A 19,235-nucleotide genomic window follows, 5' to 3' on the forward strand; every position below is an offset into this window, starting at 1 on the left:
GTTATTTAACAGGAATTTTACAAATCGGCAGTAAAGGAAGATGGGCATGTATGAAAGTTTAGAGCTACGGACGCGAGCGTTTCACGCATCCTCCGGAAAGCTTCGCTTTGAATTGTATGACCTTGAAAGAAATCCAGAGATTCAGCAGAAATTCGAACGGATTTTCCAGTCGATCCCAGGCGTCACTAAAGTAAAAGCCAGCACGACGACAGGAAACGTCCTTCTTTTATTTGAAGAAACGCGCATTCAGTTGAAGCAGTTGACGAAGCTGATCGCCGAGTTTGAGCAAGCGTATTATAAGCAGAAGCACAGATGCTGTGAAAGCCCTGAAATGGTTCAGGAGGCGGCCGCAGCCGTGTCCTGTCCAGGATCTCCAGACCTTTCTCTCATCCCGAAAATGAAAAAACACCTCCGCTCTCTGCCCTTCGCCTGGCTGGTGAGCGCAGGAGGTCTGCTCGTGCTCAGCCTGAAACGCTGGATCCGGGGTCCATCCGCTCTGGCGTCCCATCCTCTTCCTTTTTATATGGGGGCAGGCATAGCCATCATGACCGGCTACCCTTACTTTAAACGGGGGATTCAGCAGGTGAACAAGCGTTTTCCGGAATGGAAGATCGACTGGCTGCTGGGGACCGCCTCCCTGGCTCTTGCCCTCATCCGGGAAAATGTCGTCGTTCTCGCCGGACTAACGATTCTCACAGCTTTAAACTGGCAGCGCCAAAAAGCCTTTGATACAGACAGTTATCTGGAAGGGTCCTATGTTCTGCCTGAAGTAGAGTCGTATGCAAAACAGACAGGACGCCTCGGATTCCTTGCTGCAGGTGCCAACCTCCTGCTGACCAGAAATGTGGTGTCTACGATCGGTATTCTGCTCGCTGCCAACCCGCGGCCGGCACGAGTCGCTGCTGAAATCACATGGAAAAAAGCCGAACTTGATTCGAAGGAAAGCGGAGCCGTGCTCCCCGATAAAGGTTCGTTGTTCCAACTCGCCGCACTGGATACCGTTATCTTGAACCACCCTGACCGCTTGATGGAAAATGACCGGTCGCTGACAGAAGATGCGATGGCCTTTTTAGCTGCCCTCCCGGAACAGACCAACATTCATGTGGAAGGATCCGGGGAGACTGCTGAACTGATTCACCACCAGTTCCCTCATTTGATGGTCATTCAGGGTACGAGCGAGTGGCCCGCTGATTCCAGAAATGTTCTAGTCGTTGAGGAAGCTGGTGCTCTTTCGAGTTTCAGCCACTATCCTTCTATCACTTCCAGTGAATTATCAGGGATAACCGAAACATTACAAACGGCTCTGAAACTTCGCAGGAAAAACCGATGGCAGCTCGGCATTTCCGGTACGTGGAATGCTGCCGGAACCGCCCTTGCCTTTATGGGACGATACAGCCCGCCTGTCATTAATTTGATGGCAGATACCCTGCTTCTGCTCTTTCTCTCCTCCATTGAAAAGCAGAAATACAACACAAAGGCAGTTCAAAAGCCTGCAGAAAAACAGAAGCTGGAGCTGGCGGCTGCGCTTGAACAACAGCAGTCCTTTTCCAACTGGCATTCTCTTGCCAATGAGGACATTGTCGAGCAATTGAAGACCCATCCTGCCGAAGGGCTTTCCTCCCTTCAAGTCAAAAAGAAGCGGTTACAGTATGGGAAGAATGAGTGGCAGGTAAAGGCCCGCCCACATTGGATTACGGTCTACTTCAATCAGTTGAAGGAATTCACCACGCTGATTCTGGCAGGAACAGCTGTCATCAGCGCCTTCCAAGGGGCCCTGTTTGAAGGCATCGTCATGGGGGCTATTCTGCTGGCCAATGCAGGGATCGGCGCCTATCAGGAGCAGAAAGCAGCCAACCTTCTCAATAGTGTGAGTGAGTTTCAGGCGCCGGCCTGTACAGTTATACGGAACGGCCGCCGAACAGAGTTGGAGGCCGATCTTCTCGTCCCGGGCGATATTGTAGAAATCGATGCAGGCGAACGAGTGCCGGCTGATTTGAAGCTGCTGCAGGCCAACAACCTGGAGGTGAACGAATCGGCGCTCACAGGAGAATCTCTCCCTGTCGCCAAATCAACCCTTACGATTCAGGCGCAGACGTCCATCAACGACCGCAGCAATATGCTGTTCATGGGAACCGATGTCACCCGCGGCCGGGCGAAAGCCGTTGTCGTTGGTACCGGCCTTCACACAGAAATGGGACACCTCGTCACATTATTGACAGAGGAACCGAATGAAAAAACGATGCTCCAGCAGCAAGTGGACAAAGTGAGCCGCAAGTTTTTAAAAGTCGCTCTCGTTACTGGATCACTCGTATTTATTACGGGCCTTCTACGTGGGAGCACCATCAGCCAGATGCTTACTACATCTGTCGCCCTTGCTGCTTCAGCCATCCCGGAAGGACTGCCTGTTACCATTACGATAGCCTTAAGTGCCGGCGTCCTTCGCTTGTCCAAGAAAAAAACCGTCACACGTAAACTGAATGCTCTCGAAGCGATGGGGCGCGTTACTGTGATCTGCACGGATAAAACCGGTACGCTGACGAAGAACGAAATGACTGTGACGAATGCCGCCACACCTTCTGCCTCCTTTAAAGTTGAAGGCACCGGCTATCATCCGTCAGGAGCGATCCACGGTCCAGAAAACAATCAGGACTTCCAAGACCTGCTCCGCATCGGTTGGCTTTGTCATAATACAGAGCTTCACCAGCATGAAGAAGAATGGAAAGTCAAAGGCGACCCGACCGAAGCGGCCATTTTGACGCTCGGAAGAAAGTACGGATTGACGGAAGGCAGCTTTGCCCACTGGCACCGCACCCATGAAATTCCGTTCGATTCCCATAGAGGGATGATGTCTGTCGTCTGCCGCGAATCTGTTCAGGACAAGCAATGCTATGTGATGACGAAAGGATCGCTGGAAAAAGTTCTCGACCGCTGTACGCATTACCAAATGAATGGCACAAAGAAAAAAATAACGGCGTCTTTCAAGAAGAAGTGGCTGGAGAAGAACACCCGATTCGCCGACCAAGCCCTGCGTGTCCTGGCCTTTGCTTATGCTCCCATTACCGATGAACCGGAATCCGACACGGTAGAAGAAGTGGAAAACCATTTGATTTTTGTCGGCATCGTCGGCATGATGGATCCGCCGAAACCGGAAATCCAGCAAAGCATCCAAGAAAGCAGACGGCTGGGTATACAAACGGTCATGATCACAGGAGACCATCCAAAAACCGCCGCAGCTATCGGAGGACAGATCGGTCTGAACAGCGGACCGGAACAGGTCTTAACGGGTACAGACATCGATCAGATGACAGAGGAAGAACTCGAGGAAAAAGTACGGGATGTCCACATTTTTGCACGCGTCACCCCTGATCATAAGCTTCGCATTGTCGCAGCTTATCAACGACTGGGTCACGTCGTTGCCATGTCCGGTGACGGCGTCAATGACTCTCCTGCCATTAAGAAGGCAGACGTCGGCATTGCCATGGGACAGACAGGCACGGCTGTCACGAAAGAATCGGCCGATATCGTCCTCACAGAAGATGGTTTCCAGACGATTCTTGATGCCGTGAAAGAAGGCCGTTCCATCATCGGCAACATCCGCAGGGCCCTCGGTTGTTTATTATCCGGGAACATTGCAGAAATCTTAGTCACATCCACCGCTGTTCTGGCGGGTATGCCGCTTCCGATTGTACCGATTCAAATCCTATTGATGAATCTATTGACCGATGCGCTTCCGGCTATGGTATTCGCCATTAATCCAGGAGAGCAGAAAGAGGAGCCTTACCGGGAGCGGATTGCCGATAAGCCGTTATACACCCAGGTGATCACCCGCGGCATCCTCCTTGGAGCCGGAACCCTTGCCCTGTTTGGAATAAACCTGGGAGCTGGCGCTTCTCTCGTGCAGGCACAGACGACCGCTTTTGCTACGCTTGTAGCCGGACAGCTCATCCAGACGTTCACTTGGAGTAAACAGCACGCAAAAGAACGATCCATCAACTGGAAACAGGATAAGTTCCTGCTCGGAGCTATCGGAGGGTCCACACTGGCCCTTCTGGCAGCTATTTATGTTCCACCGCTTGCCGGGATGTTCCATACAGCCCCCTTATCCTTCAACAGCTGGGCGCTCGTCCTTGCAGCGGCCTGCGGGTCCGCGCTAGCTGCGGGACCTGTGTATGCCTTATTCCATCGTGCCCCCGGCTCCAGCCCAGCACGAAAAGCCGCAGTACAGGCCTTTGCCGGATAATCCCCTGTATAAAGCTGACACCCAGGGGCAAACCTTAAGACAAGACCGATCATTACGGAGGTGCAACCGATGTTCTTACGATTAATCCAGACAGCAGCAGTAGGATCTGTCGTTCTCATTGCCGGATCCGCTGTCTTTCCAGTGATCAAACGAACCATCAGACCGATCATGAGGGAAGTATCGCATGAAATGAAGTTTCTGCTCGTCAGTTCAGGTGAGCGTATGCAGGACATGGTCGATGATGTAAAATTTGAGCGGATGAAACGAGCGATGGACAACATGGACACAATTGAATGCGAGGTGTATGAAGATTGACTGAAGAATCGAAAGCCTCCAACCTTGATATTTCAGATAAACAGAAGGAAGTCGTCCAGGAATTGAAGCAGTCCATGCAGCACTTAAACACCGCCCTTTCCTTATCTGTTGAAGGCGTAAAAGAAAATGAGCAGGATAAGCAGATGTATTTAGATATCTGGGAAGAATTCATGAAATCGTTCGTGAAAAAAGTGAAAACAGAAAGCAAAGAAGCGAACGTCAACCTGATGAGCCAGATTCCCCTTAAACGATTTTTAGGCTTTTAATAAGAAAGTTTTACCAATAGGCCTGGAGGGAACTTCTCCTTAAAAAGATCTGCATAAGGAGGGGTTCTTTCCTATGATCGTTTCAGGGAAAATCCAATACAAACATCATCAAATTGATTTTGAGGTGAGGATGGAACATGAGGATATTGAGGAAGGTGCCATAAAATCTGAGGAAGCTAAACAAGCGCTGATCCATGCTGTCAATCGTAAATTCCGGGTGAAATATCCGCTCACAAGCACTATTGATCCCGTCCACGTGTCTTCCATATAAAAAAAGCATCCGGTTTGATCGAGGCCACTGAATGAAGGATCAAGTTAAAAAAGGCGGATGGCATGAAATATTTCATGCCATCCGCTTTTTTCTATTTTCAGGGGGGCTTATCCTTTCTATTCCTTCATTCATGTCACGATTCGTTTTACATTCGTTGTAAAGATCGCGATGGCACCTTGAAGGCGCATGCCTTCAGACCGAAGATGAGGCAGCCGCATATCCGTGTCTTTATGTATTCTTTTCATTGTACAAAAAAAGAGCGATGTTCTTACCGTTGATTCCACGATGAGCGTTCGATGGTGACGCCTGCGGGAACAGCGCGAGCCGAAGATCGACTTGGTCCAATGATTTTCTTGACCAAGTCAGCTGAGGCCGTGCCCGCAGCAAGCATCCATCGACAAGCGATTCGTGAAAAGCAACAACCACCTTTACCCCCTTCTCTTGATAGGAAGGAGGTTTTCAGTGGCCTCGTTTGATCCGGACGCTTTTTTTCAATTCAAGTACGATACTTAATGGCCAGACCTTTCAGGAAGTTCCGGGCAAACTTATCCAGGCAGGGCTTATAGTTTTTATGCCCTTCTTTTCTTAGGATCGCACTAAGTTCGCCTTTGCTGATAGCTACGCCCGCTTCATCAAGGATATCAATCACATCCTCATTTTTCAGCTGCAGGGCGATTTTCACCTTCTTCATCATGACATTGTTCACACTGGAACGGTTTTTGATGGAGCGGTCAGGCTTGACGGGCTCGCCGTCCTTCGTTTTCTGAGGACCGCGCTTATAAATGATGAATCCATTCAGGAAAGATTCCAGCATACTGTTCGTACACTTGATATAATCCATGCCGTCCACGGCTTCCTCATCGTCTTCCTCTATTTTCGTCAGCACCAGCTTGACCTCTTCCACAGCCAGATCCTCGCCGCCGAGCTCAAAGATTTCCTTCATTTCGCTGTCCCTCAAATCAAGAGCATAACGCAGACGAATCAATATATCGTTATTATCCATTACACAACCTCCTGTTGTACGTTCTTTTCCCGCTTTTTCACACCAGTCCTCATCCTACCACGTTTCTCCGTATTCTATAAGGCTGAATAGAAAAAATCAGGAATGATCTTCTTCCGGCCTGTACGTTTTCGTCAGATAGATGACCACTGTGAAAAAGCACCCGCCGAAGATGAATCCGGCTTTCATAAGAAGATTTGGTGCAATATAAAAAGCCGAGAATAAAAATGAAGACCAAATCATTACAAGGATCGATATTTTCGCTTTCAGGGGGAGCCCCCGGCCTGATTTATAATTTTGTATATAACTGCCAAACCATTTATTCGTCATCAGCCAGTTGTACAGACGATCAGAACTCCGTACGTAGCAAGCGGCTGTTAATAGTAGAAACGGAGTCGTCGGAATCAACGGCAGGATGATGCCCAGAATACCCAGACCAAGCGAAACGCTTCCGACAATGATCAGCAGAATCTTCACAACTTGTTTCATCATTAACTCCTTAAAAAGTAAATTGAACCGATTATCATACCTGTATAGAAGTCCGGTTATTCCTATTGTATCCCTTCCGCCCCTCCCGTTTCCATTATTTCATATGGAAACCGAGGACTTCTCCATCTACGAAAAGCCTGTGATAACCAGGTAGAGTTGTCCATTTGTCGTGGGAAGGGTCACATTCCTCTTATCGGTGGATGGAATCCGCGGGCATCCACCGAACGCTCCTCATTCCGACGTTAGAATATAGAGGAGAGAGAATGTGTACGAAGCAGGTTCGCAGATTCAAAAGAACGGCATGGGCTGCGTTATTGCCGTTTGCGTGGAAAAATAGGGAAAGAACTGGCGCTGATGACCGCTGCCTGCCGGAATATGAAAAAGATTGTCATCCAGCAAGGGTGAGCTAAGTGAAGGAGAGTCTTTTTCAATTTTAAAGAACTCCCAAGGAGCGGTGCCCCTTTCGCTCCTGGCGGTAAGAAAGAAAAAAGCTTGTAAAGAAACAGAGGTTTCTCTACAAGCTGAAACTTCCCATCCTGAAGATGGGAAGTTTTTTTATATGGATAAACGAGAAGATAGGTTGTACACGTCTTCGTCCACTTGTACTGTTTTCGTATGGACAAATCCATAGGTAAGGGCTTCAGGCTGATTTTCCTTTATCGTGACGATCACACCTGATTGATCCTTGATCAACAGATCGACCGCATAGGCACCAAGGCGGCTGGCGAGAATCCGGTCTGCCGCTGTCGGGGCACCTCCGCGCTGGGTATGGCCGAGAACCGTCACACGTGACTCGATGCCTGCCTCCTGCTTCAGTCGTTCGTTGAGATCGATCCCACTCACGGTTCCCTCTGCAACAACAACGATACTGTAGCGTTTGCTGCGCGACGGCCCCTGCTTGATCTGCTCAACAATGGAGTCCAGGTCCTCTTTTTTCTCAGGGATCAAAATGTTTTCCGCACCGCCGGCGAGTCCGGACCAAAGAGCAAGATTACCGGTGTCCCGGCCCATCACTTCAATAATGGAAGACTTTTCATGGGAGGAAGCCGTATCCCGGATCCGGTCAATGTAGTCCATTACCGTATTCAGAGCCGTATCAAAACCAATGACTTCAGAAACACCAGGGATATCAGAATCAATCGTCGCCGGAATCGCAGCAGTGGGTACGCCCGCTTCTTCCAGGACAGCCGCCGCCTGCAGCGATTCTTTCCCGCCGATGACGATAAGGGAATCGATTCCATGCTCCTTGATCCTTTGAAGAGCCTTTCCTTTACCTTCTTCAGTAAGAATTACATCGGAAGGGGAGGACTGTAAAATCGTTCCGCCCCGCTGCATGATCGATCCGACAGATGCAGCATCCATCTGATCCATTTTTCCATCTATAAGGCCCTGGAAACCATATTGTATTCCTATCATTTCCACATCGTAGTAAATACCGGAACGGACAACAGCCCGGATGGCTGCATTCATTCCCGGAGCATCTGCTCCACTTGTTAATACACCGAATCTTTTCATCATGACCACTCACTTTCCACTAGGAATCCGTCCCCGGCACTTGGAAATGCCGGTGTGATGCTTCGCTGTTTCGTCCTTAAGCTTCCCGATTCTCTTTCTTCCCCATCACTACATCGAGAAATCCCTACTCATCATTCTCCTGTTTATTTTACAAAAGTTCAACAAATATACTCCAGCTCAAAGGTATACGCAAATCATGACCACAACCATTGAAACAAAAACCTATGCAGGAGGGACAAATGAAGGTTGAGTTTCCACAATACCATAAAAAAAGAGTCCTGGGGCAGGACTCTTTTTTATGTGGTCTGCTTATTTCTACTTTCAAAATCAAACTTGATGCTGTAGTTCTCATCCAGCTTCAAGGCGGTGCTGAACGGCTTCTTGCCCTTAAAGCCTTTGAGGACTCTCGTTTTCTTTTTCTCACAAAGCGTTTTGATCATATTTCTTGTCAGAGTCTTGCCGGCAAGCTTCTTCGGAAAAGTCACCTTACAGCCTTCCTTATAATTGGAGCAGCCGTAAAACTTATAACGATCCATGATCTCCCCAGTCTGGCAGGAGGGACATTTGGCAATCGGTTCTTTGCCGCTTCCCCATGATGTCTTTTCTCCGGTGCTCCGCACTTCCACCTGCTGCAGAGCGCCCGGCGTTTCCTGAATGAGCTTTTCGATAAACTGCCCGGTCTGCTTCAGAAACACCTGACGGGATCCTTCTCCGCTGCCGATCTTCTTCAAATACGTCTCCCATCTGGCCGTGAGGGATGGACTCGACAGCAGGGTGCCTTCGATGGCTTCGCAGAGCATCATCCCTTTTTCCGTCACATAGACGTTATTCTTCTTCACTTCAATATAATTCTGTGCTTTGATGGTTTCGATGATGCTTGAACGCGTCGCTTCCGTACCAAGACCTTCAACTTCTTTCAGAATCTCAACGTCTTCTTCATCATCCATCCATTTCCCGCACGTCTTCATCATGTTGATCAGCTGGCCTTCGGTGTACGGCTTCGGAGGCTGCGTCATGCTTTCTTTAATATGAAGCTTCGCGCCCACTTCCTCTCCCTGATGGACTTCAGGAAGCAGAGGTTCCTTTTCCTTCGCTTTAGCGGGCTTCGGAAACAGCTCCTTCCACCCTTGACTGACGTCGCGCTTACCGGTTGTCTTAAACGGCAGCTCCTTGACATGGGTGTGCAGGGTCGTTTCTTCATAAATGTAGTCGGTATGGAACATCGCAAGCGTCGTAGCGAGTACTTCATTATAAATGTTCTGCTCATCACGGCTCAGCCCGCTCAGCTTTTTCTCTGTAGGTACGGATTTTGTCGGTATGATGGCATAGTGCTCCTGCACTTTGCTGCTGTCCACGTAGCGCTTCTTCGGCTTCGTGGAAACCGGTGTAAACGACACGTTCAGCGTTTTCTGGTACCCATCCAGATTTTTCACCAGGTAGGAAAATTCACTTTCCGTTATAAAGTTACAGTCCGTCCGTGGATAGGTGACGAGTTTTTTCTCATACAGTTTCTGCATCGTTTTCAATACTTGGGACGGCGTGTACTTCCAACGCCTGTTTGCGACACTCTGAAGTGTGGAAAGCGAATGAAGCTTCGGTGATTTGATGTACTTTGTCTTCTTATCGACGTTCCCCACAATACCGGCCAGCGGTTCATTTTCTTTTAAACCGTATTCATCCATCAAGGCTTGTACTTTTGCCTTATCCTTTTCCTTGATTTTGGCCAGGCCTTTGTAAGACCCTTTCTCTGCTTGGAACTGTCCTTCGATCTGATAAAAAGGTTCAGAGACGAAGGTTTCGATTTCTTTATGACGCTGATAAATTAAATACACCGTGGGCGACTGGACGCGTCCAATCGATAAGTAGCTGCCGAACCCTTTTTTCTGCAGCAGCAGAGTAAACAGACGACTGGCGTTGATACCGACAAGCCAGTCGCTGATCTGGCGGGCTTTGGCTTCCTCGAACATACGCAGGTCTTTATCATTGGCCTGCAGGTTCTGAAATCCTTTGCGCACTTCATCCCGCTCGAGGGAGTTGATCCAAAGCCTTTTGACAGGCTTGTTTTTTACACCGGTCAGGCGGAGGATGCTGTAGAAAATGTTGGAGCCTTCGCGGTCGACGTCCGCAGCATTGATGATGACATCAGCACTTTGGAACAGTTTTTTAACAGCTTGAAACTGATCCCACTTGCCTTTGGACACTTTTTCAAGGTACCGTTCCGGAACGATCGGCAGCTGATCCAGCTTCCACTTTTTCCATTCGGGTTTATAATCGTGTGGTTCCTTCAGCTCCACTAAATGGCCGACACCCCACGTAATGACTGCTCCGTCCGGGAACGTATGGTCAGGTTTCAATTGTATATAGGTTTTCGTTTTATTTTGAACAGTAAAGGCCTCGGCATAGGCTTTTGCCTGCGAGGGTTTTTCGGCTAAGATGACCACCTTTTCCATGGTCTTCCACTCCCTTCAATAGACCACAAGAGTACTATGAGACAGACCGGAAAGCAAGGGAAGATATATGGATCATGGAAAATATAAAAAGACATTATATCTATAGGCGATGGCCTGATGATGGTCAAAGGCCGCTTGGTGGTGGATGCCTGCCATAAACGGGACTTTCCCACACGCCCCTCGTCCGGTACAGTACCCTGTACAAATCATTTGTCAGTAAAATCTGCCAGTAAAAAACAGGCTGTCGAAAAATTTTCCGACAGCCTTACAGCATCCACTCTATGTTATTTCATCTGCTGGTATGCACCTGTCCGCTTGATGACAGTTTCCACAGCTTTCTTCAACGCTTCTTTTCCAGGTTTCAAAACTTCCATCGGTGCATAAAGATCTTCGTTCTCTTCCAGCACCTGCCTCGTCGCCTGCGACCAGGCAATGTTCAGCTCTGTGTTATAGTTGATTTTCGCATGGCCGTAGCTGATGGCCCTGCCCAGATCTTCATTATTGATACCCGAGGCTCCGTGAAGGACGAAAGGCACAGGGGTCGATTCACGAAGAGCGGCCATTTCCTTGAATCCAAGATTTGGTTCACCTTTGTACTTTCCGTGCACAGAACCGAGAGCCGGAGCGAGGCTGTCGACACCCGTTTCTTCTATTAATGTACGGCATTCATTCAAATCGGCGTACAGTAGATCGCTGTAAATGCCATCTTCTGTACCTCCGACGCTTCCGACTTCCGCTTCAACCGTCACTCCATGCTTATGGGCGTAGGCGACGACCTTTTTCGTATTCTTCACGTTTTCCTCAATGGAAAGTTTGGAACCGTCATACATGACAGAATCATACCCGGCATCTACAGCTTCCATGCAGCGCTCAATGGTCTGCCCGTGATCGAGATGAAGAACAGCCGGAACCGTCAGGCCGATTTCTTCTTTCATAATCGAAAAGGATTCAGACAACAGACGGAATCCTCCTATTTGATCGACGATTTTATCTGTCGTCCCTACAATAACCGGAGCGCGGCAGGCTTCTGCAGTTTTTAAAATGGCCTCAAGCCAGATCCAGCCATTCATGTTGAACTGGGGAACGGCGTACTTATTTTCTAAAGCATCATCTAAAATGTTATACATAGGATCGCCCAATCTCATAATTGACTTGAACCGGTTTTCCCGTCTCATAGGATTCCTGCGCTGCCCGCGCGATGCGCTGCGCCATAATGCCGTCCTCGAATTGAACGCCTGTCGGACGGTCCTGAAGAATACTTTCTATAAATTGTTCCGTTTCATGGATGAACGAATCATTATACCTTTCCAAAAAGAACGGCAGCGGCTTATCAGACTCTACTGTACCAGCGTTGTAATATTTTAAATTCGTCGATGTCTGGTTGTCCGCAACTAGAGCGCCGCCGTTCCCGAAGATTTCAATCCGCTGATCATAGCCGTATACCGCTTCCCTGCTGTTATCAATGACACCTAAAGCGCCGTTTGCAAAGGTCAAAGTAACAATGGCCGTGTCGATATCCCCTTTTTCACCGATAGCCTGATCAACAAGGTTTCCGCCTTTAGCGTAAACCTCCACCACTTCATCCCCAACCAGATGTCTGGCCATATCAAAATCGTGAATCGTCATATCCATAAACAAACCTCCGGAAGATGTAATATAATCAAGGTGCGGAGGGTTAGGGTCCCTGGACGTGATTTTAAGAACATGGACATCACCAATATCGCTGCGCTTGATACGATCCTTCATCTCAGCGAAGTTGCTGTCAAAGCGTCGGTTGAATCCGACTTGAAATTGAACGCCCGCCTTTCGGACTTGATCATACGCTTCCAACGTTTCCTGGTCACTGAAACTCACAGGCTTTTCACAGAAAATATGTTTGTTATGCTGAGCAGCCAGTTTAATCAGGTCCGCATGTGTACTTGTTGGAGAACAGATAAAGACCGCGTCAATCTCCTGATCTTGAAAAATATCATGGTAATCCGTTGTGATTTCTTCCACCCCGCTTGTTTCAAACCATTCCATCAGCTGTTCCGCAAAAAGGTCCGAAACTTTTTTTAAACGGACATTTGGATTCCTGTTCAGGTTATCAATGTGCAGCTTACCAATACGACCTGCACCGATGACACCAACTGTTATTTTTTTCATCGTGTACTCCCCTTCAATTGAAGATGCTAAGACTGCCGGCTTATAAAAAAGACATACCAGTCAACGAACCTTATCCTTTTGAAGTAATTCGTCAATGTACCGCTTCGCTTTTAAAGCATATTCAAAAGCATTGCATACATCCGGGTCCTGTTCCGCTTCCACAACAACCCAGCCATTGTACTCGTGACGGGTCAGGTAATTCATGATGGGTGCGAAATCGATCATCCCATCTCCTGGTACCGTGAAGGCCCCCTTTTTCACTCCTGTCAGAAAGCTGTCCCGTTCCCTTTGTACTTCTGCAGCGATATCTCTCCGTATATCTTTGAAGTGGACGTGTTTAATGCGGTCAAAATACTTCTCAAGAATTTCAAGAGGATCCTCGCCTGAAAAAACGAGATGGCCGGTATCAAACAAAAGGCTGACCTTGTCCGGATCCGTAGAGGACATCAGCTGGTCAATTTCCTCTTTCGTCTGCACCCCGGTCCCCATGTGGTGATGGTAAACGATTGACATTCCCTTCTCTGCTGCCAGTTCGCCCAGGACTTCCAAACCATCAATAAAACGCTTCCATTCTTCTTCATTAAAAACAGGCTTTTCTGCAAAAAGCGGCGTATCCATCTGACCTTGAATACTGTTTCCCTGCTCAGACACGACGATAACTTCAGCCCCCATGGCATAGAGAAAATCCCGGTGGTCAATGAAATCAGCCTTCACTTCTTCCAACGGCTGCGTCGTTAAAAAAGCACTGAACCAGGCACTGGCTACCTCAAGGCCTCGGATATCCAAATAATGCTTCAACACTTCAGGGTCACGGGGATATTTGTTGCCAATTTCTGTACCTGTATATCCGGCAAGTGCCATTTCGCTGATACACTGCTCAAAGGAATTGTTTCTCCCAAGCTCAGGCATGTCATCATTCGTCCAGGCAATTGGTGCACACCCCAGTTTGATTTGATTTTCCATTTTCCGATCTCCTTAATATAAAAGTTTAAAGTTCACACTCTCTTCGAAAACCGCTGGTCCTCCCCTGCCTCATCATATGGCTGGAACCTCAGTCGAAAGCCGTCTTTCATCTATGTAGCCTCTAAGTTAAAAGAGAGCCATTCATATCCCCATAAGTTACATGTTGTCGTCTGGGATCAAGCCTTGACGGCTTAATCCAGCGACACTCATATGCATAAGATTGATGCACAAAGCCCTCGTCTTCTAATACTGCCTTGCGGTCGTTCGAATACCGATCACTTCCTCGGCTTTTTCGTTTACCCGCTCATTTGAGGAATGCTCAGAAATACCGACGTTCCAAAAACTCTCATATCCATCCGTCATTGTTTTAGGAAGTACCCGGATATGAATAAGCGTAGAGTTGTCCGTTTCCTTAGATTTTCTCACGGCTTCTTCAAGCTCTGCCTCATTGGAAGCTGTAAATGTATCAAAGCCATATCCTTCAGCTACTTTCGCATAATCAACCGCAAGCACGGTGCCGTCAGACTTTGTGAATTCCGTGCAGTAACTGTCACTTCCGTGCCCCATCTGCAGATTGTTAATACAGCCGTAACCGGAATTATCAAACAGCACGATGTTCAACTTCTGTCCGTATTGAAGGGCTGTTACCATTTCCGTGTGCAGCATTAGAAAGCTGCCATCTCCCACAAAGCTGTAAACTTCCTTATCTGGGTGCGCTAATTTCACACCGAGGCTGCCGGCAATCTCATATCCCATGGCTGAATACCCGTACTCTACGTGATACGTATTCGCTACAGATGGATTCCACAACCGGTGCATATCTCCAGGCAGGGAACCTGCGGAAGTAACAACATAACTGGACGGATCCACCAGTTCATTGACTTTAATCAAGGCAGACGTCTGCGCATACGTCGTATCCAGAGCTTCTGCATACGATTTCAATTTTTCACGGCCGAATTCGTCCTGGATTTCAGGCTGATAACTGTCATCATCCAGCTTCACTTGAATGTCTGCCAGACGTTGACGTTCCTCTTTCCATTCCTTTTTATACTGCTCGAGTAATCCGGAAAAACCGCTCTCATAACCCTCGAGCATGCTGTCGAGCTTTTCTACAGTCGCTTTTGCATCGCCGACAAGCTGGTGGGCATCCATTTTATAGGTCTGCATCCGACTGACGTTAATATTAATGAACGTAGATTCGTCAAAATTAAACGCGGTTTTTGAAGACGATGTAAAGTCGGTGTAGCGCGTTCCGATCCCGATAATCAAATCAGATTCTTTAGCCGCTTTGTTGGCTGCCAGCGTCCCGGTTACGCCAAGTCCTCCCATATTGAAGGGATGATCCGAGGAAACGGTTGATTTTCCTGCCTGTGTTTCTGCAAGCGCTATGCCGTACTTTTCTGAGAAAGCAGCAATCGCTTCACCTGCAAGGGAGTATTTCGCACCTCCACCTACGACGATCAGGGGCTTTTCAGCTTTCTGAATTTCGTCCACCGCACGCTGGAGTGCCGCTTCGGATGGAAGGATACGATCGACGTAATGGACCCGCTTTTTAAAGAAGGCTTTTTCGTATTCAAACGTCTCCCCTTCAACATCCTGGGCGATCGACAATGTGACAGGTCCCGCGGTTTCCGGATTTGTCAGAACTTCAAACGCTCGGAGTAAAGCAGACATCAGCTGTTCCGGACGCTCAATTCTATCCCAGTAGCGGGATACAGGCTTCAGAGCATCGTTGGTCGTGATGCTGTGACTGTGCAGCTGCTCAATCTGCTGCAGCACGGGATCAGGCTGACGGCTTGCGAACGTATCGCCCGGAAGGAATAAAACAGGAAGGTTATTCGCAAGGGCGGTCGCACTGGCTGTCACTAAGTTGGCGGAACCAGGACCTACGGATGATGTCACTGCATAAATCTTTCTTCTGAAATGCTCCTTGGAAAAAGCAGCGGCCGCATGCGCCATACCCTGCTCATTTTTTCCCTGGATCACATTCAAATGTCCCGGATCCTCCTGCAGGGCCTGGCCGATGCCCAAAACATTTCCGTGACCAAATATATTGAACACCCCTTCGACGAAAGGTGTTTCTTCACCGTCGAAGTGGATGTATTGGTTATTTAAGAATTTCACGAGTGCCTGTGAGGTTGTAAGTTTCACTTTCTCTGTCATGCTCGTTTCACCCTTCCTGACTATGAATCAACTGTTCAATCTCTTCAACTGTCGGCATAGCATCAGAGGAGCTGTGCTTGGAAACAACGATGGATGCCGCAGCGCTTCCGTATTTCAGCGCTTCCTGTATGCCTTTCTCCTTTTTCAGAGCATAAATGAAACCGGAAGCGAAGGAATCCCCGGCGCCGAAGGTCTTCAATACCTGTGTCTTATAAATATCTCCTTCAATGACTTCCCCATCTCTCGTAAAGGCCTTGGAACCCTTGACTCCGTGCTTGACGACGACGAGATGAGGAGAATAGTTGAACAACTGCTGCACAGATTCTTTGTCAGAGTTCCCCTCGGAATTCTCCAGAACGTTGAATTCGTCACGCGTTCCAATAACGATATCTGCGGAGCGGGCAGCAAGAGTCATATAGACGGATGTTTCCGCCTCACTTTTCCACGTATAAGGGCGGTAATCCAATTCGAAGATTACTTCCACCCCGTTCTTTTTCGCGATATCCATGGCATGAAGAGCCGCTTCCCTGGACGGAGACTGACTTAGTGCCGTTCCCGAGATAAGCAGGGTTTCCGCCCTTTTGATGTAATCCTCATCAAAATCATCAGCACTCAAGTACAGATCAGCTACCTGATCACGGTACATAAGGATGCTGCACTCTTCAGGACTCTTGATTTCTGTAAACGTAAGACCGATTTTACGGCCTTCGGTATCTTTTTTTATCGAAGACGTTTCTACGCCGACTTTGTTCATATAATCAATAACAAAATTTCCGTGCTGATCATCTGAAACTTTAGCAATCATGCCGGCCTTTAAACCGAGCTTCGATGTACCAATCGCAATGTTCGCCGGTGATCCTCCGACATACTTCTTAAAGGTCATTGTTTCTTCCATCGGCATATTATACTCAACGGCATTCAAATCAACGGCTGCTCTTCCGAACGTGACAATATCTAGTTTTTTCATAATCAATCCCTCTCCAATATCCATTCGTGGTCTTTATCATTATGAAACTTCCATTTCCGTTTCGGTCCAGCCATAACGTTCAAATAATATAAGTCATAACCATCAGGAACACCTACAGGGTGGTACCCTTTCGGAACGGACACGCAGTCCTGGTGTTCAACAGCCATCGTTTCATCCAGGCTGCGGTCATCGGTATAGACCCGTTGGAAGACAAACCCCTGCTCAGGATCGATTTCATGGTAGTAGGTTTCCTCTAAGAAAGACTCTTCGGGAAGATTGTCCTGATCGTGTTTGTGCGGAGGATAGCTGGAAAAGTTTCCACTGTCCGTATAGACTTCAACGACGAGCAGGTTCTCCGGGATATCGGCGTAGTCCGGCAGAATGTTATGAACCAGACGCTTATTGGAATACTGGCCTCGGTGTTCAATATCATTATCGGCTGCCCGAATCACCTTCGTGTCCTTCATTTTCGTGGAGTTGGAATAACATAACGCAAGCTTTGCCGGCTGATTAGCCTCAACATGGAAGCTTTTAGAAGACGGGATATAAATGCTGTCCGTCGGCTTCTTCTCAAAAACCGTTTCGCGCGTGCCCAGGCTGCTGTATACTTCTTCCTCAACGGTTACATCGACATCCCCCGTCAGGACGACGGCGCACAACTCGGTGCTTTCCAGCGTTTCCGCATAGCGGGCGCCCTCCTCCATTTCAATGACCTTAAACTGCACGTACTCAAGACCTGTCGCTTCCTTGTTCAAGTCTTGAATTAACGTAACGCCTTCAGATAACTTCAATTCTCTTCGTTTATACAACAGGTCCGCCATCGCTTACTCCTCCCCTTCGAACTGAGGTTTCAGGTGACGCGCGGTAACGACTTTCTTACGCGTATAGAACTCGACGCCGTCTTTCCCGTTGGCGTGCAGAGATCCGAAGAAAGAAGACTTCCAGCCGGAGAATGGGAAGATCGCCATTGGAGCCGGTACACCAAGGTTGATTCCAAGCATTCCCGCATCAATATTTTCACGGAAGTAGCGGATGCTTGAAGCACTGTCACTGAACAGGCAGGCGCCGTTTGCAAATTCCGATTGGTTGGCTGTGCGGATGCCGTCTTTCAAGTTCTTCACTTTCATGACAGAAAGCACAGGAGCGAAGATTTCATCCTTCCAAATCTTCATATCTGTGGTGACATCTTCGAAGATCGTCGGACCGACGAAGTAGCCATCATCCGAGCAGCGGTCACGACCATCCAGGGCAAGCTTTGCTCCTTCTTCTTCTCCCTGATTGATATACTCAAGCGTACGTTCCTTGTTTTCCTCGCGGATGACAGGTCCCAGGAAGACACCATCATCAAGGCCGTTCCCCATTTGAATATTTTCAGCTTCTGTTTTTAATTTTTGGATAAATGTATCGTAAATGCCTTCTTCGACTGTAATGACAGCAGCTGCCATGCAGCGCTCGCCGGCAGAACCGAAAGCGGCTCCGATGACTTCCTTAACCGCCTGATCAACGTTGGCATCGTTCAGTACGATGGTATGGTTCTTCGCACCAGTCAGCGCCTGCACCCGTTTCAGGTTATCGGTTCCTTTTTTGTAGACGTATTCACCTACAGGTTTGGATCCAACAAATGAAATCGCTTTAATATGTTCGTTTTCTAAAATGCCGTTCACGACATCGTGGGCGCCGTTGACAACATTGAATACGCCTTTTGGAAGTCCGGCTTCTTCAAGCAGAGTTACAATCTTCTCAATCAGCAGCGGTGTTTTTTCTGATGGCTTCAAGACGAAGGTATTTCCTGTTGCGATGGCCATCGGGAACATCCAGCAAGGAACCATCATCGGGAAGTTGAACGGTGTAATGCCTCCGACAACACCGACCGGATATCGGTAGTTCGTTCCTTCAATATCCGTCGCAATGGAAGGAAGGGAATCGCCCATCATTAATGTCGGAGCTCCTGCAGCAAATTCAACATTTTCAATACCGCGCTGAACTTCACCAAGGGACTCCTTCAAGCTTTTGCCGTTTTCCTTTGTAATGATTTCGGCCAGTTCCTGTTTGTTATCGATCAGCAGCTGCTGAAACTTAAATAAGATCCGGGCGCGTTTCGGTACGGCCGTCTCCTTCCAGTCCTCAAAAGCTTCCTGAGCCACTCTTGCCGCTTCATCCAGTTCGCTGCGTGTGGAAAGTGGTGCTTTTGCCATCACTTCTTTTGTTGCCGGGTTATAAACATCAAGGGTTTTCGTACTCTCACTTTCCACCCATTCACCGTTAATGTAGTTCTTCAAAGTTTTTACTGTCGTTACTTCTGCCATTTTCTCTCCTCCTTAGTAATCGCTCTCAAACACTTTGGATAACTTCTGGTTCAATTCTATAAATTTTCGCAAAATTAGTCAAGTCTTAATTATATTTTGGGTAATTTTTGAGTAACTTAACCAAAATATATGTATAAGTAAAACA

The 19,235-nt window shown here is 48.1% G+C and carries 15 protein-coding genes; 4 read left to right on the plus strand and 11 right to left on the minus strand.

Annotation, left to right across the window (positions count from 1 at the left end; all coding sequences use genetic code 11):
* Window positions 1-46: 46 nt before the first annotated feature.
* From ACXAJH_RS14625 to ACXAJH_RS14640, 4 genes are all read left to right on the plus strand, one after another.
* The gene (locus ACXAJH_RS14625; RefSeq protein WP_474994368.1) at window positions 47-4,240 is read left to right on the plus strand and encodes a cation-translocating P-type ATPase; all 4,194 of its coding nucleotides are present in this window, start codon (window positions 47-49) and stop codon (window positions 4,238-4,240) included.
* A gap of 69 nt (window positions 4,241-4,309) precedes the next feature.
* A complete protein-coding gene (locus tag ACXAJH_RS14630) occupies window positions 4,310-4,555 on the plus strand; it encodes a hypothetical protein (RefSeq protein ID WP_474967317.1) in 246 nt (81 codons plus the stop codon).
* Window positions 4,552-4,821 carry a hypothetical protein gene (locus ACXAJH_RS14635; RefSeq protein WP_474967316.1) on the plus strand — a complete coding sequence of 90 codons (270 nt, stop codon included), beginning with the start codon at window positions 4,552-4,554 and terminating at the stop codon, window positions 4,819-4,821. The genes ACXAJH_RS14630 and ACXAJH_RS14635 overlap by 4 nt, the downstream gene beginning before the upstream one ends.
* Before the next feature lie 73 nt (window positions 4,822-4,894).
* Window positions 4,895-5,092 carry a hypothetical protein gene (locus tag ACXAJH_RS14640; RefSeq protein ID WP_474967315.1) on the plus strand — a complete coding sequence of 66 codons (198 nt, stop codon included), beginning with the start codon at window positions 4,895-4,897 and terminating at the stop codon, window positions 5,090-5,092.
* Window positions 5,093-5,588: 496 nt separating this feature from the next.
* Here ACXAJH_RS14640 and ACXAJH_RS14645 read toward each other — a convergent pair whose 3' ends face one another.
* The 11 genes from ACXAJH_RS14645 to ACXAJH_RS14695 form a co-directional block, all read right to left on the minus strand.
* A complete protein-coding gene (locus tag ACXAJH_RS14645) occupies window positions 5,589-6,095 on the minus strand; it encodes a YehS family protein (RefSeq protein ID WP_474972113.1) in 507 nt (168 codons plus the stop codon).
* Between the two features lie 96 nt (window positions 6,096-6,191).
* Window positions 6,192-6,581, minus strand: coding sequence for a YbaN family protein (locus ACXAJH_RS14650; RefSeq protein ID WP_474967313.1), 390 nt, complete (start codon window positions 6,579-6,581; stop codon window positions 6,192-6,194).
* Between the two features lie 555 nt (window positions 6,582-7,136).
* On the minus strand, window positions 7,137-8,096 hold the full coding sequence (locus tag ACXAJH_RS14655; RefSeq protein WP_474994481.1) for an ATP-dependent 6-phosphofructokinase: 960 nt from the start codon (window positions 8,094-8,096) through the stop codon (window positions 7,137-7,139).
* A gap of 296 nt (window positions 8,097-8,392) precedes the next feature.
* Window positions 8,393-10,546 (minus strand): type IA DNA topoisomerase, encoded by a 2,154-nt coding sequence (locus ACXAJH_RS14660; protein WP_474967312.1) that lies wholly within the window; start codon window positions 10,544-10,546, stop codon window positions 8,393-8,395.
* Window positions 10,547-10,830: 284 nt separating this feature from the next.
* Window positions 10,831-11,673 carry a class II fructose-bisphosphate aldolase gene (locus ACXAJH_RS14665; RefSeq protein WP_474972115.1) on the minus strand — a complete coding sequence of 281 codons (843 nt, stop codon included), beginning with the start codon at window positions 11,671-11,673 and terminating at the stop codon, window positions 10,831-10,833.
* Window positions 11,666-12,691, minus strand: a complete 1,026-nt coding sequence (gene iolG / locus ACXAJH_RS14670) for an inositol 2-dehydrogenase (protein ID WP_474967310.1) — start codon at window positions 12,689-12,691, stop codon at window positions 11,666-11,668. Before iolG ends, ACXAJH_RS14665 begins: the two co-directional genes overlap by 8 nt.
* A 60-nt stretch (window positions 12,692-12,751) precedes the next feature.
* Window positions 12,752-13,654 carry a myo-inosose-2 dehydratase gene (iolE, locus tag ACXAJH_RS14675; protein WP_474994370.1) on the minus strand — a complete coding sequence of 301 codons (903 nt, stop codon included), beginning with the start codon at window positions 13,652-13,654 and terminating at the stop codon, window positions 12,752-12,754.
* 243 nt (window positions 13,655-13,897) lie between these two features.
* Window positions 13,898-15,817, minus strand: a complete 1,920-nt coding sequence (gene iolD / locus ACXAJH_RS14680) for a 3D-(3,5/4)-trihydroxycyclohexane-1,2-dione acylhydrolase (decyclizing) (protein ID WP_474994372.1) — start codon at window positions 15,815-15,817, stop codon at window positions 13,898-13,900.
* 7 nt (window positions 15,818-15,824) lie between these two features.
* Window positions 15,825-16,784 carry a 5-dehydro-2-deoxygluconokinase gene (iolC, locus tag ACXAJH_RS14685; RefSeq protein ID WP_474994373.1) on the minus strand — a complete coding sequence of 320 codons (960 nt, stop codon included), beginning with the start codon at window positions 16,782-16,784 and terminating at the stop codon, window positions 15,825-15,827.
* A 2-nt stretch (window positions 16,785-16,786) separates the two neighbouring features.
* Window positions 16,787-17,605, minus strand: coding sequence for a 5-deoxy-glucuronate isomerase (iolB, locus tag ACXAJH_RS14690; protein ID WP_474972119.1), 819 nt, complete (start codon window positions 17,603-17,605; stop codon window positions 16,787-16,789).
* A 3-nt stretch (window positions 17,606-17,608) separates the two neighbouring features.
* Window positions 17,609-19,090 carry a CoA-acylating methylmalonate-semialdehyde dehydrogenase gene (locus tag ACXAJH_RS14695; RefSeq protein WP_474994375.1) on the minus strand — a complete coding sequence of 494 codons (1,482 nt, stop codon included), beginning with the start codon at window positions 19,088-19,090 and terminating at the stop codon, window positions 17,609-17,611.
* Between the last annotated feature and the right edge of the window lie 145 nt (window positions 19,091-19,235).

It is taken from the genome of Halobacillus sp. ABD4_316 (assembly GCF_056161385.1).